Below are 20,798 nucleotides of genomic sequence, written 5' to 3' on the forward strand. Positions count from 1 at the left end.
GTGCCCGGCGACGGCGCGGTGCGTGCGCGGGGCAGAGGCGACCTCAGGGCGAGTTGGAGACCGCACACCTGCTTTGGGACAGTGAACGGGACACCGACTTTGTGCATCTCTTCACAAAGGCACTAACCTGTAGGAACGCGAAATCGGTTACATCCGCTCGTACGGCCGGGGGGCGTCCTCCGGCAGTCCGTCCCCCTGGAGCACCGGCAAGTGACCCGCCGTATCCCTCAAGCGCGTGAGCGTGGCATTCCCGATGCGACGGTCGCGAGACTGCCGCTCTATCTGCGTGCGTTGAACGGGCTCGCTGAGCGCGGCACCGCCACAGTGAGCTCGGAGGACCTGGCGGTCGCGGCCGGGGTGAACTCGGCGAAGCTCCGCAAGGACCTCTCCCACCTCGGCTCGTACGGCACGCGCGGGGTCGGATACGACGTCCAGTACCTGATCTACCAGATCTCCCGTGAGCTAGGTCTCACCCAGGATTGGGCCGTCGCCATCGTGGGGGTGGGTAACCTCGGGCGAGCGCTCGCGAACTATGGGGGGTTCGTGTCCCGCGGCTTCCGGGTCGCGGGCCTCTTCGACGCCGACCCCGCGGTGGTGGGTGAGCGCATCGCCGGGCTCGTGGTGGAACATGCCGACGGCCTGGAGTCAGTGATCAGGAAGCGCGGGGTGTCCATCGTGGTGATCGCGACGCCGGCGACGGCGGCGCAGCAGGTCTGTGACCGCGTCATCGCCGCAGGGGTCACCAGTATTTTGAACTTCGCCCCCGTGGTGCTGACGGTGCCGGATGACGTTGATGTCCGTAAAGTCGATTTGTCCATTGAACTGCAGATTCTTGCGTTCCACGAGCAGCGTAAGGCGAGTGGAGGGCCCATGATGGGCGATGAGTGGCCCGATGAGGTGGTCGTAGTGAGTGAGCGCGGGGCGGCGCTGGGCGAGGCGAGCCAATGAGCATCCTCGTCGTCGGCCTCAGCCACCGCACGGCTCCGGTGGCCCTCCTCGAACGCGTCTCCGTGAGCGGGGACGCCCTCGTCAAGCTGCTCCTCGACGTGCGCGACGAGGCCACCGTGTCCGAGGTGATGGTCGTCTCGACCTGCAACCGGGTCGAGATCTACGCCGACGTGGACCGCTTCCACGGAGCGGTGACGGCCGTCACCGACCTGCTCGCCAACCACTGCGGCATCCCGCAGGAGCAGCTCACCCCGCACCTCTACGTGCAGTACGAGGACCGCGCCGTGCACCACCTGTTCTCGGTGGCCTGCGGCCTCGACTCGATGGTCGTCGGCGAGGGGCAGATCCTCGGTCAGATCCGCGTGGCGCTCAAGCTGGCCCAGGATCAGGACACCGTGGGCTCGATTCTCAACGAGCTCTTCCAGCAGGCCCTGCGCGTCGGCAAGCGCGCGCACGCCGACACCGCCATCGACCGGGCGGGCGCGTCGCTCGTCGGCGTCGGCCTGACCCTCGCCGAGCGCGAGCTCGGCCCGATCACCGGGATGCGGGCGCTGGTCGTCGGGGCGGGCTCGATGAGCGCGCTGGCGGCGGCCACCCTGGTCCGTTCCGGCGTGACCGACATCGTCATCGCCAACCGCACCTACGAGCGCGCCGTACGGCTGGCCGAGTCCGTCGCCGGGCGCGCGGTGCGCCTGGACGACGTCGCCGCCGAGATCGCGGAGGCTGATCTCGTCATCTCCTGCACCGGCGCCGGGACGTGCCTGATCACCCCGGACACGGTCGCCGGCGCGGTGGGCCGCGGCCGCGACCTGTTCCTCCTCGACCTGGCCCTGCCGCACGACGTCGACCCCGACGTACGGGCGCTGCCCGGCGTGACGCTGGTCGACCTGGAGTCCATGCAGCAGGCCGGGGTCGCCGACGACATCGGCGACGGCGGCCGGGCCGAGGCCATCGCGGCGGTTCAGGCGATCGTCACCGAGGAGGTGGCCGCCTACCTGGAGGCCGCGCGCGCGGCCCGGGTGACGCCCACGGTGGTGGCGCTGCGCAGCAAGGCCGCCGAGGTGGTCGAGGCCGAGATGGGCCGGCTGATCTCCCGCGTCCCCGAACTGGAGGGACGTCTGCGCGACGAGGTCACGCAGACCGTCAACCGGGTCGTGGACAAGCTGCTCCACGAGCCGACCGTACGCGTGAAGCGGCTGGCGTCCTCGCCCGGCGGCGACCAGTACGCGGACGCGCTCCGTGAGCTGTTCAACCTGGACCCGTTGAAGCCCGAGGCCGTGTCACGGATGGAGGTCGAGTCATGACCGCTCCTTTGAGGATGGGTACCCGCAAGAGCGAGTTGGCCACGACCCAGTCGGGCCTGGTGGCCAAGCGGCTCACCGAGCTGACCGGGCGCGCGGTGGAACTCGTCGGCATCACCACGTTCGGTGACGTCTCCCGGGCGAACCTCACCCAGCTCGGCGGCACCGGCGTGTTCGTCAGCGAACTGCGCAACAAGCTGATCGACGGTGAGATCGACTTCGCCGTCCACTCGCTCAAGGACCTCCCGACGGCCGACGATCCCCGGATCACGCTCGTCGCCACGGCGCTGCGCGAGGATCCGCGTGACGCGCTGGTGAGCTCCGCCAAGCTGGCCGACCTGGCGCCCGGCGCCAGGGTGGGCACCGGGTCGCCGCGCCGTGTCGCGCAGCTCCGTGCCCTGCGGCCGGATCTCCACTACGTCCCGATCAGGGGAAACGCGCCCACACGGATCGGCAAGATCGCCGCCGGTGAGCTGGACGCCGTCGTGCTGGCCACCGCCGGCCTGCGCCGTCTGGGGCGCGACGGCGAGATCTCGCAGATCTTCGAGGTCGACGAGGTGCTTCCGGCGCCCGGTCAGGGGGCGCTCGCGGTCGAGTGCTCGTCCGACCGCGCCGACCTGATCGAGTTGCTGGGCGTCCTCGACGACCCGCGAACCCGCACGGCGGTTACCGCGGAGCGCGCCGTGCTTTCCGCCCTCGAAGCCGGTTGTGCGGCACCAGTAGGTGCTTTCGCCTCGGATGACGGGCACATTCTCAACCTGACCGCGACCGTCGTCGCCATCGACGGCGTGCGGTCAGTGCGCAAGTCCACCTCCGGACCCCGTCTGGCGGCCATGGACCTCGGCCGTGATCTCGCGGCCGCCATGATCGCCGAGGGGGCCGGCACATTGATGGGGGAGCAGGCCCATTGAGCCCCAATACCGTTCCAGAGCCCCGATCGGGTTTCGTCGCCTTCGTCGGCGCCGGCCCCGGTGACGAGAACCTGCTCACATTGCGTGGCGCCGACCTGCTGGGCAGGGCGGACGTCGTTGTGCTCGACCAGCAGGCGCACGCCCCGCTGCTGCGGCACTGCCGCGAGGGCGTCGAAGTGGTGGACATCTCCGCGGACGCCGCGGAGAACTCGATATCGCTGAAGACGCTGCAGGACGCCAAGTCCGGACGGACGGTCGTGCGGGTGTGCCCGGGCGACCCGTCGTTCTTCTCCTCCGTGGTGGAGGAGGTCGCGGCCTGCGCCAAGGCCGACGTGGACTTCGAGATCGTTCCCGGGGTCCCGCCGGCGACGGCCGTGCTCACCTACGCGGGCATCCCGCCAGCGGTGGCCGTCTCCGAGTTCCGCATCGTCGACGCCGCCCAGGTGGACGACTGGGCGCGGCACGCCGGGTGCGAGGGCACCCTGGTGATCTACAACGGCGTCGCCGAGGCCGTGCCGATCGCCAAGGCGCTGATCGCCGCGGGCAAGCCGGACACCACGCCGGTTGCGGTGACCAGCGAGGGCACCACCACCGAGCAGTTCACCGTCGTGTCGTCGCTCGGCCGCCTCGGCCCCGACCTCAAGCACGCGGGCATGACCGAGCCGGCGCTCATCGTCGTCGGCGACGCGGTCGGCATGCGTGACCGCCTGTCGTGGTTCGAGACCAAGCCGCTGTTCGGCTGGCGAGTCCTGGTGCCGCGCACCAAGGAGCAGGCCGAGGGCCTGTCCGAGCAGCTCCGTTCGTACGGCGCGGTACCGGAGGAGGTGCCGACGATCTCCGTCGAGCCGCCCCGGACGCCGCAGCAGATGGACCGCGCCATCAAGGGCCTGGTCACCGGCCGCTACGAGTGGGTCGCCTTCACCAGCGCCAACGCGGTCAAGGCGGTGCGGGAGAAGTTCGAGGAGTACGGCCTGGACGCGCGGGCGTTCGCCGGGCTGAAGGTCGCCGCCGTCGGCGGCGCGACGTCCCGGGCCCTCGTCGAGTTCGGCGTGAGGCCCGACCTGGTCCCGACCGGCGAGCAGTCGTCCGAGGGCCTGCTCGCGGAGTGGCCGCCGTACGACTCGATGCTCGACCCGATCAACCGCGTCCTGCTGCCCCGGGCGGACATCGCGACCGAGACGCTGGTCGCGGGCCTCACCGAGCTGGGCTGGGAGTGCGACGACGTGACCGCGTACCGCACGGTGCGCGCGGCGCCGCCGCCGGCCCCGATCCGGGAGGCGATCAAGGGCGGCGGCTTCGACGCGGTGCTGTTCACCTCGTCGTCCACGGTGCGGAACCTGGTCGGCATCGCCGGCAAGCCGCACAACGTGACCGTGATCGCCGTGATCGGGCCGCAGACGGCCAAGACCGCCGAGGAGTTCGGGCTGCGGGTCGACGTGATGGCCGACAGGCCGTCCGCCTCCGCGCTCGCGGCGGCCCTGGCGGAGTACGGTGCCAAGCAGCGGCACGCGGCCATCTCGGCCGGTGAGATGCCGCGCAGGCCCTCACAGAACCGCAGAGGGGCGCGCCGGCGCTTCAAGTGATGTCACCTCGCCGGTGACCGCGCCGGCGCCGGTCCGGGTCCGTCCAGTCCGAGTGGAGAAGACGATCGTGAACGCTGAATTTCCGGCGGCCCGGCCGCGTCGGCTGCGCCGTACCGCCTCGATGCGCCGCCTGGTCGCCGGGACGCGTCTGCACCCGGCCGACCTGATCCTGCCCGTGTTCGTCAAGGAGGGCGTCGCCGACCCGCAGCCGGTGGCGTCCATGCCGGGGGTCGTCCAGCACACCCGCGACTCGCTGCGCAAGGCCGTTCACGAGGCGGCGGAGGCGGGCGTCGGCGGGGTCATCCTGTTCGGCATCCCCCTGCACAAGGACGCGCGCGGCTCGGCGGCCGACGACCCGCAGGGGATCGTCCAACTCGCGCTCGCCGATCTCGCCTCCGAGATCGGCGACGCGCTGGTCCTGATGACCGACACCTGCCTCGACGAGTACACCGACCACGGCCACTGCGGCCTGCTGACCGACTCCGGCGAGGTGGACAACGACGCCACGCTGGAGCGGTACGCCTCCGCGGCCGTCGCCCAGGCGCGGGCGGGGTCACGGGTGATCGCGCCGAGCGGCATGATGGACGGCCAGGTCGGCGCGATCAGGCGGGCGCTCGACGCCGAGGGCTTCGCCGACGTGCCGATCCTCGCCTACTCGGCGAAGTACGCCTCCGCGTTCTACGGGCCGTTCCGCGACGCCGCCGAATGCGCGCCGCAGTTCGGCGATCGCAGCGCGTACCAGCAGGACCCGGCCGGACCGGTCGGCGAGGCGCTGCGGGAGGTGCGGCTCGACCTCGCCGAGGGCGCGGACGCGGTGATGGTCAAGCCCGCGCTGCCGTACCTGGACATCCTCCGCCAGGTGCGCGACACGGTCGAGGTGCCCGTGGCGGCCTACCAGGTGAGCGGCGAGTACGCGATGATCGAGGCGGCGGCGGCGAACGGCTGGATCGACCGCGAGCGGACCATCATGGAGTCGCTCGTCGCGATCCGCAGGGCCGGCGCCGACATGATCCTGACCTACTGGGCCACCGAGGTCGCGCGGCGGCTCCGGGCATAGCGCGCGTTCCACGGGGGGTGGCGCTGCGCGCGCTGATCCGTCAAGGGCATTATCAGGTACAGCAAACGAGCATCCGTGGGGGAGGAGCACGATGGTGGGGGCACCGCTGGTCCGCCGTACGAAACGACGTGCGCATCGAAAGCCACGGAAAATCACATCTGTACTTGAATACGCCCAGCTCGGCTGGGCGAGCTGTCTTGGCGCCCACCCGCTCAGTGAGGGTGGGCGCGCCTGTTCCTGCGACCGGGTCGGCTGTCCCGACCCGGGCGCGCACCCGCTGTCCCCGGCGTGGCAGATGGAGGCGACGGTGGACTCCGCCCGCCTCACGCGCTGGTGGGAGCACAACCCCGACGCGAACGTGATCCTGCCCACGGGCCGGGTGTTCGACGTGTTCGACGTACCGTCCACCGCCGGAATGGCGGCCCTGGCCGCCATGGACGCCACCGGACAGGCCACGGGCCCGGTCGCCGAGAACGGCGACCGGGTCCTTTTCTATGTGGCCACCAGGGGCGCCCCCGAGGACGAGGACGAGTGGTGGTCCTGCCACCTCGACTGCGACCCGGCGACGATCGAGGCCTCCCCGGGACTGCGCTGGCACTGCCGCGACAGCTATGTGCTCGCCCCGCCCTCGACGCTGCTGAGCGGCGCGACGGCGAGCTGGCTGCGGCCGCCGGACGGGCGTCCCCTCCCCGACCCGCTCCGCGTCCTGGACCTGCTCGTCGACGCCTGCGAGTGAGAGGTCGTCATGCGCCGCCCGTAGGCTGGGAGGCGTGAGCCGTACGGAGAAGTCAGCGGAACTGTTCGAGCGGGCGCGGCGGATCGTGCCCGGTGGCGTCAACTCCCCGGTGCGCGCGTTCGGCGCGGTCGGGGGAGTGCCGAGGTTCATGGCCTCGGGCCAGGGGCCCTACATCACCGACGTGGACGGCAACCGCTACGTCGATCTGGTGTGCTCCTGGGGGCCGATGATCCTCGGCCATCGCCATCCGGCCGTGATGGAGGCCGTCGAGGGCGCGCTGGCGCGGGGGTTGTCGTTCGGTACGGCGACCGAGGGCGAGGTCCTGCTCGCCGAGGAGATCGCCTCCCGGGTCGCCCCCGTGGAGAAGGTCCGGCTGGTCAGCTCCGGCACCGAGGCCACCATGTCGGCGGTGCGGCTCGCCCGTGGCTTCACCGGCCGATCGAAGATCATCAAGTTCGCCGGCTGCTACCACGGGCACGTGGACGCCCTGCTGGCGTCGGCGGGCTCGGGGCTGGTGACGTTCGGCCTCCCGGACACGCCCGGTGTGACCGGCGCGTCGGCCGCCGACACGATCGTCCTGCCGTACAACTCGGTCGAGGCGGTCGAGGAGGCGTTCCGCGCGTTCGAGATCGCGTGCGTCATCACCGAGGCGTGCCCGGCCAACATGGGCGTGGTCCCGCCGCTGCCCGGCTTCAACCAGCGGCTGCGCGAGCTGTGCACCGAGCACGGCGCGCTGCTGATCATCGACGAGGTGCTGACCGGTTTCCGCGTCTCCGCCGCCGGTTGGTACGGCCTCGACCCGGTCGAGGCCGATCTCATGACGTTCGGCAAGGTCATGGGCGGCGGGATGCCGGCCGCGGCCTTCGGCGGCCGGGCCGAGGTGATGGCGCTGCTCGCGCCGGAGGGGCCGGTCTACCAGGCGGGGACGCTCGCCGGCAACCCGCTCGCCTCCGCCGCCGGCCTGGCGACGCTGCGGGCCTGCGACGCGAGCGTGTACGAGCGGGTGGACGCCGCCGCGCTGGCCGTCGGTCAGGCCGCGTCCGACGCGCTGGCGGCCGAGGGCGTGCCGCACAGCCTGCAGCGGGCCGGCAACCTGTTCTCGATCTTCTTCACCGACAGGCCGGTGCACGACTTCGCCGCGGCGAAGGTGCAGAGCGCGGAGGCGTACCGGGCGTTCTTCCACGGGATGCTCGACCAGGGCGTGTACCTCCCGCCGTCGGCGTTCGAGGCGTGGTTCCTGTCCGCCGCCCACGATGAGGAGGCGCTGACCCAGGTCGTCGAGGCGCTGCCGCTCGCCGCCAAGGCCGCCGCCGCCACGCTGTAAAGCGACAGTTCAGCGGCACCGGGCTAAAACCGCCTCAACCGTTTAGACTGACTTACATGTTGGACCTGAACCGGTTGAAGGCGCTGCACGCGGTGGCCGTCTACGGTTCCGTGGCGGCCGCCGCCGAGGCGCTGATGGTGACCCCGTCGGCGATCTCGCAGCAGCTCGCCAAGCTCGAACGCGAGACCGGGGCGGTCCTGGTCGAGCGCAACGGGCGCGGCGTCAAGCTCACCGACGCGGCCGGGCTGCTCGCCGACCACGCGGAGAAGATCCTCGCCCTGGTCGAGACGGCCGAGGCCGACTTCGAGGCGCTACGCGGCGCTGTGGTGGGGCGGCTCGTCCTGGCCGCGTTCCCGACCGCGGCCCGGGGGATCATGCCCCAGGCGCTGGCGACGATCAAGCAACAGCATCCCGACCTCGACGTGGTCATGTACGAGCGCGAGCCCGAGCGGCAGATGCGCGAGGTGACCCGGGGCGAGATCGACCTCGCCGTGGTCCAGGACTGGATGAACCGGCCGATGGCCATCCCGGACGGGCTGTCCCGCGCCCCGCTGCTCGACGACATCGCGGACGTGGCGGTGCCCGCCGGCCACCCGCTGGCGGACAAGCGGGAGATCGAGCTGGCCGACCTCCCGGGCGAGGGCTGGATCAGCAGCTCGTCCGGCACCGTCTGCCACGACTTCCTGATGTTCCTGCTCAGGTCCGCCGAGAAAGAGCCGAAGATCGTCTGCATGGCCGACGAGTACCCGACGCAGCTCGCGCTCGTCGCCGCGGGCCACGGATGCGCCCTCATCCCCCGCCTCGGACGCGGCCGGCTGCCCGAGGGCGTGCGCGCCATCCCCGTCGTGCCCCGGCTCCAGCGCCGCATCTACGCCCTGTGGCGCACCGACGCCGCCCGCCGCCCCGCCATCAGGGCCGCCGTGGACGCGCTGATGCGCGCCGCGTGCGCCGCATGACCGGCGGGTAGGCTCACCTGCCATGACCGAGACCACCGTCGTCCACCTGCTCCGTCACGGCGAGGTTCACAACCCCGAAGGCATCCTGTACGGCAGGCTGCCCGGCTACCACCTGTCTGAGAACGGCCGCCTGATGGCCGAGACCGTCGCCAAGGCGATCGGCGGGCGCGACATCGTCGTCCTGCGCAGCTCCCCGATGGAACGGGCCCAGGAGACCGCGGCGCCCCTGGCGGCCGTCCTCGACCTGGAGGTCGTCCTCGACGAGCGGCTGATCGAGGCGGCCAACGTCTTCGAGGGGATGCGGGTGGCCGGCGGCAACGGCGTCTTCCGCGACGTGCGCGCCTACCGCCACTTCGTGAACCCGTTCCGCCCGTCCTGGGGCGAGCCGTACGACGAGGTGGTCCGGCGGATGAAGGTGGCCATCGACGACGCAAGGGCGGCGGCCCGAGGGCACGAGGCGCTGCTGGTCAGCCACCAGCTGCCCATCTGGATCATCCGTCTGGCGGCCGAGCGGCGGCGGCTGTGGCACGACCCGCGCCGCCGCCAGTGTTCCCTCGCCAGCCTCACCAGTTTCACGTTCGAGGGCGACCGGCTGGCCAGCATCGGCTACAGCGAGCCCGCCGGGGCCCTGCTGCACGACAATCCTGTTCCCGGAGCGTGAGCCCCGCGACGGGAGCACCGGATCCGCTGGGTAGAGTTACAGCTCTACCGGTTGTAGTTTTAGGAGATACTCCCGCGTGTCCGCCAAGAGTTTGTCTCTGATCGCGGCGAGCATCGCTCTGGCCGTGACAGCCCTCGCGGGTTGTGCCGGGAACCAGGAGGCGCAGCCGCAGTCCGGTGACACCCGCTTCGTCCCCGGTGACGGCAAAGTCCAGGTCTTCGACGCCGCGAGCCGCACCACGGCGCCGGCCATCGAGGGCACGACCCTCGACGGCGCGACGGAGAAGCTCGGCAGCGGCAAGGTCTACGTCCTGAACTTCTGGGCGTCCTGGTGCGCGCCGTGCCGCGCCGAGGGGCCGGTGCTCAAGGACATCGCGGCCAAGACCAAGGAGAAGGGCGTCCAGTTCCTCGGCGTCAACTTCAAGGACCAGAAGGCGGCCGCCCAGGCGTACGACCGCTCGCTGCAGCCCGGATATCCCAGCATCTTCGATCAGGCGGGCCGGGTCCTGCTCTCCTTCCAGGGCACGGTCCCGCCCGCCGCCATCCCGTCCACGCTGATCATCGACGGGCAGGGGCGGATCGCCGCCCGGGCCCTCGGCGCGGTGAAGTACAACGACCTGCTCGCCGCGATCGACAAGGTCAGCGATGAGCGCGGCTGACCTGGCCTCCACCGTCGCGTCCGGCTCGCTGCTGGTCGCGGTGCCGATCGCGGTCGCGGCCGGCGTGGTGTCCTTCCTGTCGCCGTGCGTGCTGCCGCTCGTGCCGGGCTACCTGTCGTACGTCACGGGCATGAGCAGCGATCCCAGGCGCGGGCGGATGGTGCTGGGCAGCGCCCTGTTCGTCCTCGGGTTCGCCGCGGTGTTCGTGCTCGGGGGCGCGCTCTTCGGCGGCCTCGGCGGTGTCCTGTTCGGCAACATGGAGCTGATCACGCGGGTGCTCGGCGTGGTCACGATCGTTCTCGGGCTGGCCTTCATCGGGCTGGTGCCCGGCCTCCAGCGCGACGTCCGCATCCACAAGGTGCCCTCCGCCGGGCTCGCCGGAGCACCGCTGCTCGGCGTCGTCTTCGGCCTCGGCTGGACCCCGTGCATCGGGCCCACGCTCGCCGTGGTCCTCGCGCTCTCGGTCGACCAGGGCAGCGCGGCCCGCGGCGCCGCGCTCGCTTTCGCGTACGCGCTGGGGCTGGGGCTGCCCTTCGTGCTCGCCGGGCTCGCCTACCGCCGGGCGCTGCACGCGTTCAAGGCGGTCCGCCGCCACTCACGGCTGATCACCAGGATCGGCGGCGCGATGCTCGTGGCCGTCGGGATCCTCCTGGTGACCGGGCTCTGGGGTGACCTCATCGCCGGCCTGCAGGTGTGGGTGGGCGGATTCAAGCCGGTGATCTGAGATGACCAAGAAGAACGAGACGACCGAGGCGACCGAGCCGAGCGATGCGACCGGGGCCACCGAGGAGCGGGAGACGCGGCCCGTCGGGCTCGGCGTGGTCGGCTGGCTGCGGTGGGGCTGGCGGACGCTCACGTCCATGCGCACCGCCCTGATCCTGCTGTTCCTGTTCGCGCTCGGTTCGGTGCCCGGGTCGATCTACCCGCAGCGGAGCGTCGATCCCGGCCGGGTCGCGCGGTACTTCCAGAACAGCCCGACCGAGGCCGAGTGGCTGGACCGGTTCTGGATGTTCGACGTCTTCACGTCGCCCTGGTTCGCCGCGATCTACCTGCTGCTTTTCCTCTCGCTCGCCGGATGCGTCTTCCCGCGGGTGGTCGTCCACTTCAAGGAACTGCGCAAGAAGCCGCCGGCCGCGCCGCGCAACCTGCGCCGGCTCCCGCAGAACGCGGCCTTCGACGGCGACCTGACCGTCGAGGAGGCGGCGGCGCGGCTGCGCCGCGACCGGTTCCGCGTGGTCACCGGCCCCGACTGGGTCGCGGCCGAGAAGGGCTACCTGCGTGAGACGGGCAACCTGCTCTTCCACGTCTCGCTGCTCGCGCTGCTGTTCGCGGTCGGCGCGGGTGCGCTGTTCGGCTACCGGGGCAACGTCCTGGTCGTGGAGGGCGAGGGCTTCTCGAACACGGTGGCCGCCTACGACCGCTTCATCCCGGGACAGCAGGTGTCGGCCGAGTCGCTCGAGCCGTTCTCGTTCACGGTGCAGGACTTCCAGGCGACGTACATCGCGTCGGGGGAGAAGCGGGGCCAGCCGCTCGACTACTCGGCCACGCTGTCGGTGCAGGACACACCCACCTCGGGCCCGCGTGACGTCGAGCTGAAGGTCAACGAGCCGCTCGACGTGAACGGCACGCTGACCTACCTCATCGGCCACGGCTACGCGCCCACGTTCAAGGTCGTCGACGGCAAGGGCAACACGGCATTCGAGGGGCCGGTCCCCTGCCTGGCGGGCGACCAGATGACCTACACCTCCGAGTGCGTCATCAAGGTCCCGGACGCCCAGCCCGACCAACTCGGCTTCCTGGTCCGCTTCCTGCCGTCCACCGTGCCCAACGGCAAGGCGTGGGTATCGGTCTTCCCCGGCGCGGCCAACCCGACCGTCCAGATCTTCCCGTTCTCGGGTGATCTCGGATTGAAGTCCGGGCAGCCCCAGTCGGTCTACCAGCTCGACACCAAGAGCCTGAAGCCGCTGGGCAAGATGTCCGCCCAGCCCACCCCGCTCAACGTCGGGGACACCAAGGAACTCGCCGACGGCGCCGGGACGATCCAGTTCACCGGCGTCAAGGAGTGGATCAGCCTGCAGATGGCCTACGACCCGGGCCGGCTGCCCGCCCTGATCGCCGCCGCCCTGGCCGTGATCGGCCTGGTGCTGTCGCTGACCGTGCAGCGCCGCCGCGTGTGGGTGCGGATGAAGGGCCGACAGGTCACGGTGGGAGGATTGACCCGCACCGAGGGCGGTGGAGCGAGCTTCGCGGAGGAGTTCGCCGAGATCGTCACGAAGCTTCGCGGTGCCACCCCCTCCGGGCCCTCCGAGCACCCTCAGCCGGAGGACCGGTCCGAGGACGTCTCCGCGCCCGACCGCGAACCCGTTTCGCCGAGCACTCGCTCGTCCGAGGAGTAGAAGATGCCGCCCGCCCAGGTCAACGAGGGCCTCGCCACGCTGAGCGACCAGCTCATCCTGGTGACCGTCCTGCTCTACCTCGCCGCCATGATCGCCTACGCGCTGGAGCTGGCCTTCGGCAGGGCCCGCACGGCCGTCGCCCCGGCAAAGAGCCGCCGGCTCGTCGCCGTCGGCGCGGGAGCGGACTCCTCCGCCCCCGCAGAGCCGGCGGACGAGGACGCCGGCCCCGCCACGACGGTCCCGCCCGCGGGCTGGGCGATCAAGTCCGGCGCGGTCGCGGTCGCCGTCTCCTGGCTCGGCTGGGCGACCAACCTGGGCGGCATCCTCACCCGCGGCATCGCGGTGGACCGCTGGCCCTGGGGCAACATGTACGAGTTCGTCGTGGCGCTGTGCTTCGCCTCGGTGACCGTGTTCCTCATCCTGCTCACCAGGCAGCCGATCCGGTTCCTCGGCGCGTTCGTGACGGTGGCGGCGGCGCTCGGCCTCGGCTTCGCCGTCCTCTTCCTGCACGTCCAGGCGGGCCCGGTGATGCCCGCGCTGAACTCGTACTGGATCGCGATCCACGTGACCGCCGCCGTCATCGCGGGCGGGCTGTTCCTGGTCTCCGGGGTGAGCGCCGCCCTCTACCTGGTGCGCAACGACGGGCGGCTGTCGGTGCTGCCGTCGAAGGAGCAGCTCGACCGCATCGCGCACCGTGCGATCGTGATCGCGTTCCCCATCTGGACGTTCGCCGTCATCGCGGGGGCGCTGTGGGCCGACCGCGCCTGGGGCCGTTACTGGGGCTGGGACCCCAAGGAAGTCTGGTCCTTCATCACCTGGATCGCCTACGCGGCGTACCTGCACGCCCGGGCGACCGCCGGATGGCGCGGCAAGGCGGCCATGATCGTGTCGCTGGTGGCGTTCGGCTGCCTGCTGTTCAACCTGGTCGGCGTCAACATCTTCTTCAGCGGGCTGCACTCCTACGCGGACGTCCCCAAGTAGGCGGCGGCCCCGCCGCACGCGGGGCCGGGCCGCCCGGCCCCCGCGCAGCTCACCCGGTCTCGGGTCAGTCCTCGTTCCGCAGCCGGCGCTCCAGCGCGCGCAGGAACTCCGGGTCGTCGTCCGGCCCCCGTGGCGCCTCGGCGCGCGGGGGCCGCTGCCATGTCTCGTCCCGCCCTCCGGACGGCACCGCTCCGCCCAGCACGGCGTCGCCGCTCCTGGGACGTCCGAGGGCCAGCCAGAACACGCCACCGAGCGCGGCCAGGAACAGCACGATCAGCACCCACAGAAGTTTGGGGAGGTTGCGCGCCGCGTCATCCGGTGTCGTGATCACGTCGAACAGGCAGTAGAGCCAGAAGGCCAACAGCGCCAAACCGAGAATCACGCTAGGCATGCCCACACGGTAAGCCATGCCGCCGCTTGATCGGGCCGCGTCGCCGTAGCGGTAGGGGTTTTCACGCGCGACGGACGGCCTTACCGGGGGGATGACGAGGCCCGGACCCGCAACGTACGGTGGACCGGTACCGCGCCCCCCGGATCACACCCGGGCCCGGCGCGGCGGTGGGCACCGCCCAGAGCGAGGGACGGGTGAGCACATGAGCACCGTAGGCGGACTGATCCCGCCGGGGCGCGAGACGGAGGGGGCGCCGCACAGGGCCGCTCCCGACGAGGCGACGGGCGGGGGCCATGGCGCAGTCGGGAGATAGGGGCCGCCACCGGCGCGGCCCGCGATGGTGGCAGCGCGGCGGGTACACGCAGCAGGGGCGGGGCGCGGACGCGCCGGAGCGTTCCCCTGAGCGCGTGCGCGAACGCCTCCAGGAGCGCTTCCCGGAGGGACGGGAGCGTGTGCAGGAACGCTCCCCCGAGCGGCTGGCGGAGCGTGTCCACGCGGTCACCGCCCCGGTCGTGGACCGGCCCCAGTACACGTGGGGCGACTTCGAGCTGGACGACGCGCCCACGGCGCGACCGCACCGGCCGGACGCCCCGGACCTGCGGGACGGCCGACGGCACTGCGGGCCGCTCGAACGCGTGCTCCACCGTGAGTGGGACGCCGCCGACGGCCCGCCCTCGGCGGACGCCGTACGGGCGGTGGAGAGCCTCGCCCGACTCCCGGAGAACCTCAAGTTGATGCTCGCCACGACGCTGGACGGCATCTACGTGGGCCGCGGCGGCGTCCCCGACCTCGACGACATGGGCTACCTGCGTGGAGCCCCGCTGCCGTCCGGCCGGGCCACCTGGGACGCCTGCGCCGGCGCGTACGGCGATCGCAAGATCGTGGTGGGCGATCGCCCGTCCCCGACACCGGACGTGATGATGCACGAAGTCGGCCATGCTCTGGACGACGTGGGCGCGCATCCGGGAGAGTGGGTCTCCGACTCACCCGAGTTCGCCGCGCTGTACGAGGAATGCTTCCCGCTGTTCGCCTCGGCGTTCCACCGGCAGCCCGGTGGGCTGGGGCGCAAGGAGTTCTTCGCCGACGCGTTCGCGGCGATCGCATCCCGGCAGCGTCCGGCCCTGGTCGACATGCTGGGCGGTGACACGCGTGCGGCGCTGAACGTGATGCTGTTCTTCAACCGGCGCTATGGAATCTAGGTGATCGTGGATGTACGTGATCCGGCTCACTGACGGGACACTGCGCGTGCCGCAATCACTGACGAGCGACGACGGCCGCCTGATCGGCAACGCGTACGTCGACGTCGTCCCGGGGGAGCCGGACTACGAACGGTGGCTCGCCGAGTCGGTCACCGAGGAGGAGGACGCCGAACGGCGGCGCCGGTGGCGTGAGGAGAACGACGACCTGGAGCGGGAGTTCCTCGCTTTCAAGGCCGATGCCGAGGCGTCAACCGGCGGCGATGAGCAGGAGATCGCCGACCCCGAGGGGACCGGACCCGCGCGTCGGGAGAACACGCGCCGAGGCCACGCGGATGGGCAGGACGTGCGCTGAGAGGCGCGATGGCGCCGCGTGGCGTACGAAGGCGAGGCATGACGCCATGAGAACGGCGCCGGGAGGACAGGCACCAGCCTGCGGGCCCGGGAGAGCGGCCCAGGGGAAGGTACTGACTCGGGTGACCCTGCGGCATCCGGGTGGCACGCAGGATCACCTGGTCGGTGTATCAGACCCGAGGTGAGTCGCCGTTCGGCCGTTCGGCCGTCAGAACGTCCTCTCCACGGAGGAGGGCGTGCACTTCCGACTCTCGGAACCGCCGATGCCCCCCGGGGGTACGGATGCTGCTGATTCGTCCCGCCGCGGCCCAACGTGTCACGGTCTTCGGGTCAACCCGGAAGAGGGCGGCAACCTCTCCAGGGGTCAGCAGTCGCTCGCTGCTACTCTCCACAATCTCTCCCCCTCGCATCCCGCGTCCTGCAGCGGGCGGACAGGTAACCAGTGTGCCGAGCGAAGCCTGATTTATCCGTGGTTTTCGTAGAAGATCACGGGTTGTTATCGGCTCAGTGCCCGATTGTTATATGATAGAGCCTCTTTGGGGTGCTCATGGGTGTTTCTTTACAAAAGGCCCCTCTTGGGCACACTAGCAGCGGTCGCACGGGATGCGAAGAGAGTCACTCGCCTCCGTGGCGTAACCTCGACGGTGTGCGTCCGGTTGTCGTTTACACGCTCTCCCGCCTCGGCCTGTTCGCCGTGGCCCTCGCGGTCCTGTATCTGCTCGGGCTGCGCACGTTCTGGCTGCTGATCGCGGCCTTCGTCGTGAGTGGCCTGGCCAGCTACGTGCTCCTGTCCAAGCAGCGTGACGCTGTCAGCGCCCAGATGGCGCAGAAACGTCACCCGCCATCTGGAAACTAGGGCATCGGGAACATACCGACCCGGGCATGGTACTCATGCCCGAGCTTCGTCGTGTCACTTCCCACCAAAAGGCCGCTCTTTGTCGTCAGGAACGCCTTTACTCCGATTCCCCGGGTGCGTGTGGGGTTCCAGGCGAGGGCCTTGCCGGTGGTCGGGTGGATCGCGCCGATGCCCGGCCTTTGGACCGCTCCAGAACCGGCGCTGTCAGCGCCCTTGGGGTTGTCGAGCCAGCGCTGGTGGCCGCCCACGTAGACCGCCGCGCCGGTCACCGCGACCGAGTAGAGCGAGTCGCCGCCGGTCAGGTTGACCCAGGTCGGCCGCACGTCGTTTCCCTTGGTGTACGTCTCGAACCTGGCGGCGGAGTCGCACAGCTTCCCGGTGTCCGGGGCCGGGCCGCCCGTCGTGACGACGACGAAGAACTTGCCGTCCGGTGAGAAGTCGAGGCCGCGCACGTACCAGGGGAACACCGCCATGCAGGACGGCGCGTACGCCTCGGTGCGCCAGTCGGCCACCCGGCCGCGGGCCAGGTCGATCAGCGCGACCTGCGGCCGGCGCAGCCCGTTCACCGTGGTGAACGAGCCGTCGATGGCGAGCCGGTCACCGGTGGCGGCCATGGCGTAGACCTTGACGGTCGCCCCGCGCGGATTGCCGGGTTCGATGGTGAACGTCGGGTCCACGGCCCCCGTGGCGGCGTCGAGGCGGGCCAGCGCGGTGCGGGGCGTGCCGCCGATCATGGCGAAGTCGCCGCCGACATAGAGCCGGCCGCCCTGGCGGACGAGGGCGGAGACGCCGCCGCCGTACGCGGGAGCGTCGAAGGAGGCGACGGCCGAGCCGTCGGCCAGGCTGATCCGCGCCAGCGCGCTTGCGGGGACGTCGAACGAGCCGCCGGCGTAGACGGTGGCGTCGTCCCCGGCGGCCAGGGCGTAGACGGGGCCGCTCATCTCGGGGGCGAAGCCGCGCAGGACCCGGCCGGTCCGCAGGTCGTAGGCGAAGAGGTTCTTCCGGGAGAGCCGCGTGTTGCTGCCGGCGTCGCTGACGGCGCTGAAGTCGCCGCCGACGACCACCGTGCCGCCGACGAGGGCGATCGCGTTCACGATGCCGTCCAGCACGTGGGGGGTGTTGGCGACCGGCTTCTGTGAGACGACGGCAGGCTGCCGGACACCGGCCTGTGCTGTGCCGGCGGGGAGCGCGGGGACTACGGCGAGCGCCGCGAGCAGCAGCGCGGTGGAGTGTCTGGCAAGCATTCCCGAAGTATTAGCACACTCTTCGTAATCAATGAGCTACGTTCCGTGCATTCGGTGCGGGTGTGGAGATGGTGTCCCGGGTGCCGCCTAGGCTTGCCTCCATGACGCGCGCTTCCCTGGACAAGCAGCCGCACGAGGTCGCGGCGATGTTCGATCGCACGGCCCGGCGCTACGACCTGGTCAACGACGTCCTCTCACTTGGGCAGGACCGGTTGTGGCGCAAGGCCACGTCCGCCGCGATCGACGCGGGTCCGGGCGAGCTGGTGCTGGATCTGGCCGCCGGCACCGGGACCTCGACGGACGCCTTCACCCTCCTGGGGGCGCGCGCGATCGCCTGTGACTTCTCTCTCGGCATGCTGCGCACCGGTGTGGAGCGGCGCGGCGGTGCCGGGCTCTCCGGCGGCGGAGTGCGCGGTGTCACATTCGTCGCGGGCGACGGGTTGCGGCTGCCCTTCGCCGACGGGGCGTTCGACGCGGTCACGATCTCGTTCGGGCTGCGCAACATGGCCGACACCCACGAGGCGCTCCGTGAGCTGCTGCGGGTGACCAGGCCGGGCGGCCGCCTCGTTATCTGCGAGTTCTCCAGGCCGCAGATCAAGCCCTTCGAGCTGGTCTACTCGCAGTACCTCATGAAGCTGCTCCCGCCGGTCGCGCGTATGGTCAGCTCCAACCCCGACTCGTACGAGTACCTCGCGGAGTCGATCCAGGAGTGGCCGGACCAGGCGGCGCTCGCGCGCATCATCCAGGAGTCGGGCTGGGGGAAGGTGGCCTGGCGTAACCTCTCGCTCGGTATCGTGGCGCTTCACCGCGCGGTGAAGCCGCAAATTACCGACCGGTAGTCAGACCCCTCTGACATGGAACGCACAAGAGGGGTTAGACTTCGGCCGACAGTTTGTGAAGTTGTTCACAAAGGCACGAAGGTCCCGTACCAGTGAGATCTTCGCCCGAGGACAGGAATCAGGTCCCCCGTGAGCGAGTCAGCCCCTGCGCGGCCGAGATCGGCGCCGTTCCACCGGACGTCGGCCTCTGAAAGCGGACGAGACGCCGACGTCATCGTCGTCGGCGCCGGCCCCGCGGGATCGACGACCGCCTTTTACCTCGCCCAGGCCGGTCTGACCGTCCTCCTCCTGGAGAAGACCCGCTTCCCGCGCGAGAAGGTGTGCGGCGACGGGCTCACGCCGAGGGCGGTCAAGCAGCTCATCGACATGGGCGTCGACATCGACGCCCCGGGCTGGATCAGGAACCGGGGCCTGCGGGTCGTCGGCGGCGGCCTGCGCTTCGAGCTCGACTGGCCCGAGCTGTCCAGCTTCCCCGACTTCGGCCTGGTCCGCACCCGCAAGGACTTCGACCAGATCGTGGCCGACAACGCCGTGCGCGCCGGCGTCACGCTGCTGCAGGGCGTCAACGTCACCGGCCCGATCCTCGACGAGCGCAGCGGCCACGTCGTGGGCGTCACCGCCAAGCAGGACGGCGAGGAGGTCGCCTTCCGCTCGCGCCTGGTCGTCGCGGCCGACGGCAACTCCACCCGGCTCTCCCTGGCCATGGGGCTGCACAAGCGGCAGGACCGCCCGATGGGCGTCGCCGTACGGACCTACTTCACCAGCCCCCGGCACGACGACGACTACCTGGAGACGTGGCTGGAGCTGTGGGACGGCGACACGCTCCTCCCCGGCTACGGCTGGATCTTCGGCGTCGGCGACGGCACCTCGAACGTCGGTCTCGGGCTGCTGAACACCAGTGACGCGTTCAAGAACATCGATTACCGCGACCTGCTCAAGCGCTGGGTGAAGAACATGCCCGCGGAGTGGGGGTACAGCGAGGAGAACATGATCGGCCCCGTCCGGGGGGCGGCCCTGCCGATGGGCTTCAACCGGCAGCCGCACTACACTCGGGGCCTGGTCTTGGTCGGCGACGCCGGCGGCATGATCAACCCGTTCAACGGCGAGGGCATCGCGTACGCCATGGAGACCGGCCGGACCGCGGCAGACGCCGTGGTCACCGCGCTTTCCCAGCCCACGCCCGCCCGCCGGGAACGGGTGCTGCGGGCCTACCCGCAGATCCTCAAGGACGCCTATGGTGGCTATTTCACGCTTGGCAGGTATTTTGTCGAGGCCATCGGCAGGCCCGGCGTGATGAACTTCGCCACGCGGCATGCCATGCCGCACCCGCGGTTGATGAGGTTCGCCCTGAAGCTCCTGGGCAATCTCACCGACCCGCGGGGTGACGCGTCCGACCGGATCATCAACGCACTCTCCAAGGTGGCTCCGTCCGCATGAGATCGATCACCCTTTTCCACCGAGCAAACGAGGACATGTAGCCATGGAGCTGTATGTGCCCATCCTGGTGCTCGCGGTCCTCGCGGCGGGATTCGCCGCGTTCTCCGTCAGCATCGCCCCCTTCACCGGGCCGAAGCGCTGGAACCGCGCCAAGCTGGACGCCTACGAGTGCGGCATCGAGCCGACCCCGCAGCCCGTCGGCGGTGGACGCTTCCCGCTGAAGTACATGATCACAGCGATGCTGTTCATCGTGTTCGACATCGAGATCATCTTCCTCTATCCGTGGGCGGTCGCGTTCGACAGTCTCGGCCTGTTCGGGCTGGTCGAGATGGTGCTGTTCATTGTCACCGTCCTCGTGGCGTACGCCTATGTGTGGCGCCGCCGCGGTCTTGATTGGGATTAGCCATGGGTCTTGAAGAGAAACTGCCGAGCGGCTTCATCCTGACGACGGTCGAGCAGGTGGCCGGCTGGGCGCGGAAGAGTTCGGTCTGGCCCGCGACGTTCGGTCTCGCGTGCTGCGCGATCGAGCTGATGGCGACCGGCGCCGCCAAGCACGACCTCGCGCGGTTCGGCATGGAGCGGGCCTCCGCCTCGCCGCGTCAGGCCGACCTGATGATCGTGGCAGGCCGCCTGTCGCAGAAGATGGCGCCCGTGCTGCGTCAGATCTACGACCAGATGGCCGAGCCCAAGTGGGTCATCGCGATGGGTGTCTGCGCGTCCAGTGGCGGCATGTTCAACAACTACGCCATCGTGCAGGGCGTGGACCACGTCGTGCCGGTCGACATCTACCTGCCGGGCTGCCCGCCCCGGCCCGAGATGCTGATCGACGCCATCGTGAAGCTGCACGACAAGATCCAGAACATGAAGTTCGGCGCCCACCGCGCCAAGCAGATCGACGAGCTCGAGCTTCAGGCACTGCGGACGCTGCCGTTGATCGACCAGGGAGCGGACAGATGAGCGCGAACGCGA

General features: G+C 70.5%; 23 protein-coding genes. 20 read left to right on the top strand and 3 right to left on the bottom strand.

The features are described from left to right. Nucleotides 1–210: 210 nt before the first annotated feature. From AWQ71_RS23530 to ccsB, 13 genes are all read left to right on the top strand, one after another. The gene (locus AWQ71_RS23530; protein ID WP_067136678.1) at nucleotides 211–948 is read left to right on the top strand and encodes a redox-sensing transcriptional repressor Rex; all 738 of its coding nucleotides are present in this window, start codon (nucleotides 211–213) and stop codon (nucleotides 946–948) included. After that, nucleotides 945–2,252 carry a glutamyl-tRNA reductase gene (locus AWQ71_RS23535; RefSeq protein WP_067136685.1) on the top strand — a complete coding sequence of 436 codons (1,308 nt, stop codon included), beginning with the start codon at nucleotides 945–947 and terminating at the stop codon, nucleotides 2,250–2,252. The genes AWQ71_RS23530 and AWQ71_RS23535 overlap by 4 nt, the downstream gene beginning before the upstream one ends. After that, nucleotides 2,249–3,160, top strand: coding sequence for a hydroxymethylbilane synthase (hemC, locus tag AWQ71_RS23540; RefSeq protein ID WP_067136687.1), 912 nt, complete (start codon nucleotides 2,249–2,251; stop codon nucleotides 3,158–3,160). The genes AWQ71_RS23535 and hemC overlap by 4 nt, the downstream gene beginning before the upstream one ends. Next, nucleotides 3,157–4,743 (top strand): bifunctional uroporphyrinogen-III C-methyltransferase/uroporphyrinogen-III synthase, encoded by a 1,587-nt coding sequence (locus AWQ71_RS23545; protein WP_067136689.1) that lies wholly within the window; start codon nucleotides 3,157–3,159, stop codon nucleotides 4,741–4,743. The genes hemC and AWQ71_RS23545 overlap by 4 nt, the downstream gene beginning before the upstream one ends. A 67-nt stretch (nucleotides 4,744–4,810) precedes the next feature. Continuing rightward, entirely contained in the window at nucleotides 4,811–5,800 is a 990-nt protein-coding gene (gene hemB / locus AWQ71_RS23550) for a porphobilinogen synthase (RefSeq protein WP_067136864.1), read from the top strand. A 91-nt stretch (nucleotides 5,801–5,891) separates the two neighbouring features. Further along, nucleotides 5,892–6,536, top strand: a complete 645-nt coding sequence (locus AWQ71_RS23555) for a bifunctional DNA primase/polymerase (RefSeq protein ID WP_067136691.1) — start codon at nucleotides 5,892–5,894, stop codon at nucleotides 6,534–6,536. Between the two features lie 34 nt (nucleotides 6,537–6,570). Then, the gene (gene hemL, locus AWQ71_RS23560; protein ID WP_067136695.1) at nucleotides 6,571–7,860 is read left to right on the top strand and encodes a glutamate-1-semialdehyde 2,1-aminomutase; all 1,290 of its coding nucleotides are present in this window, start codon (nucleotides 6,571–6,573) and stop codon (nucleotides 7,858–7,860) included. Between the two features lie 56 nt (nucleotides 7,861–7,916). Next, entirely contained in the window at nucleotides 7,917–8,816 is a 900-nt protein-coding gene (locus AWQ71_RS23565; protein WP_067136697.1) for a LysR family transcriptional regulator, read from the top strand. Between the two features lie 22 nt (nucleotides 8,817–8,838). Further along, nucleotides 8,839–9,477 carry a histidine phosphatase family protein gene (locus AWQ71_RS23570; protein ID WP_067136699.1) on the top strand — a complete coding sequence of 213 codons (639 nt, stop codon included), beginning with the start codon at nucleotides 8,839–8,841 and terminating at the stop codon, nucleotides 9,475–9,477. A 76-nt stretch (nucleotides 9,478–9,553) separates the two neighbouring features. Next, nucleotides 9,554–10,135, top strand: coding sequence for a TlpA family protein disulfide reductase (locus AWQ71_RS23575; protein WP_157570512.1), 582 nt, complete (start codon nucleotides 9,554–9,556; stop codon nucleotides 10,133–10,135). Beyond that, nucleotides 10,122–10,859 carry a cytochrome c biogenesis CcdA family protein gene (locus AWQ71_RS23580; protein WP_067136701.1) on the top strand — a complete coding sequence of 246 codons (738 nt, stop codon included), beginning with the start codon at nucleotides 10,122–10,124 and terminating at the stop codon, nucleotides 10,857–10,859. The genes AWQ71_RS23575 and AWQ71_RS23580 overlap by 14 nt, the downstream gene beginning before the upstream one ends. 1 nt (nucleotide 10,860) lies before the next feature. After that, nucleotides 10,861–12,531, top strand: coding sequence for a cytochrome c biogenesis protein ResB (resB, locus tag AWQ71_RS23585; protein ID WP_067136703.1), 1,671 nt, complete (start codon nucleotides 10,861–10,863; stop codon nucleotides 12,529–12,531). Between the two features lie 3 nt (nucleotides 12,532–12,534). Then, on the top strand, nucleotides 12,535–13,512 hold the full coding sequence (gene ccsB, locus AWQ71_RS23590) for a c-type cytochrome biogenesis protein CcsB (protein WP_067136705.1): 978 nt from the start codon (nucleotides 12,535–12,537) through the stop codon (nucleotides 13,510–13,512). Between the two features lie 64 nt (nucleotides 13,513–13,576). Here ccsB and AWQ71_RS23595 read toward each other — a convergent pair whose 3' ends face one another. Then, on the bottom strand, nucleotides 13,577–13,903 hold the full coding sequence (locus tag AWQ71_RS23595; protein WP_067136870.1) for a PLD nuclease N-terminal domain-containing protein: 327 nt from the start codon (nucleotides 13,901–13,903) through the stop codon (nucleotides 13,577–13,579). 407 nt (nucleotides 13,904–14,310) lie between these two features. Between AWQ71_RS23595 and AWQ71_RS23600 the strand changes: the two genes are divergently transcribed. Together AWQ71_RS23600 and AWQ71_RS23605 are read left to right on the top strand one after the other, a co-directional pair. Then, nucleotides 14,311–15,102 (top strand): hypothetical protein, encoded by a 792-nt coding sequence (locus AWQ71_RS23600; RefSeq protein WP_245658428.1) that lies wholly within the window; start codon nucleotides 14,311–14,313, stop codon nucleotides 15,100–15,102. Nucleotides 15,103–15,112: 10 nt separating this feature from the next. Beyond that, nucleotides 15,113–15,454, top strand: coding sequence for a hypothetical protein (locus AWQ71_RS23605; RefSeq protein WP_245658429.1), 342 nt, complete (start codon nucleotides 15,113–15,115; stop codon nucleotides 15,452–15,454). Nucleotides 15,455–15,623: 169 nt separating this feature from the next. Here the strand turns inward: AWQ71_RS23605 and AWQ71_RS40465 are convergent, their stop codons facing one another. Next, nucleotides 15,624–15,863, bottom strand: a complete 240-nt coding sequence (locus AWQ71_RS40465) for a BldC family transcriptional regulator (protein WP_084259189.1) — start codon at nucleotides 15,861–15,863, stop codon at nucleotides 15,624–15,626. 236 nt (nucleotides 15,864–16,099) lie between these two features. Between AWQ71_RS40465 and AWQ71_RS23610 the strand changes: the two genes are divergently transcribed. Beyond that, a complete protein-coding gene (locus tag AWQ71_RS23610; RefSeq protein WP_067136709.1) occupies nucleotides 16,100–16,309 on the top strand; it encodes a DUF4229 domain-containing protein in 210 nt (69 codons plus the stop codon). On the opposite strand, the gene AWQ71_RS23615 is transcribed toward AWQ71_RS23610, so the two are convergent. Then, nucleotides 16,306–17,553, bottom strand: a complete 1,248-nt coding sequence (locus AWQ71_RS23615) for a delta-60 repeat domain-containing protein (protein ID WP_067136711.1) — start codon at nucleotides 17,551–17,553, stop codon at nucleotides 16,306–16,308. The two genes, AWQ71_RS23610 and AWQ71_RS23615, sit on opposite strands and share 4 nt — an antisense overlap. A 101-nt stretch (nucleotides 17,554–17,654) precedes the next feature. Here AWQ71_RS23615 and AWQ71_RS23620 point away from each other — a divergent pair, with 101 nt between their 5' ends. The 4 genes from AWQ71_RS23620 (at nucleotide 17,655) to AWQ71_RS23635 (ending at nucleotide 20,786) form a co-directional block, all read left to right on the top strand. Continuing rightward, nucleotides 17,655–18,392, top strand: coding sequence for a demethylmenaquinone methyltransferase (locus AWQ71_RS23620; protein ID WP_067136713.1), 738 nt, complete (start codon nucleotides 17,655–17,657; stop codon nucleotides 18,390–18,392). Between the two features lie 129 nt (nucleotides 18,393–18,521). Further along, complete coding sequence (locus tag AWQ71_RS23625; RefSeq protein WP_084259190.1) at nucleotides 18,522–19,829, top strand: geranylgeranyl reductase family protein; 1,308 nt, start codon at nucleotides 18,522–18,524, stop codon at nucleotides 19,827–19,829. A gap of 43 nt (nucleotides 19,830–19,872) precedes the next feature. After that, on the top strand, nucleotides 19,873–20,232 hold the full coding sequence (locus tag AWQ71_RS23630) for an NADH-quinone oxidoreductase subunit A (RefSeq protein WP_067136715.1): 360 nt from the start codon (nucleotides 19,873–19,875) through the stop codon (nucleotides 20,230–20,232). A gap of 2 nt (nucleotides 20,233–20,234) precedes the next feature. Next, nucleotides 20,235–20,786 carry a NuoB/complex I 20 kDa subunit family protein gene (locus AWQ71_RS23635; protein WP_067136717.1) on the top strand — a complete coding sequence of 184 codons (552 nt, stop codon included), beginning with the start codon at nucleotides 20,235–20,237 and terminating at the stop codon, nucleotides 20,784–20,786. Nucleotides 20,787–20,798: the final 12 nt, after the last annotated feature.

Source organism: Microtetraspora malaysiensis (genome assembly GCF_001528665.1).
Lineage (GTDB): Bacteria > Actinomycetota > Actinomycetes > Streptosporangiales > Streptosporangiaceae > Microtetraspora_A > Microtetraspora_A malaysiensis.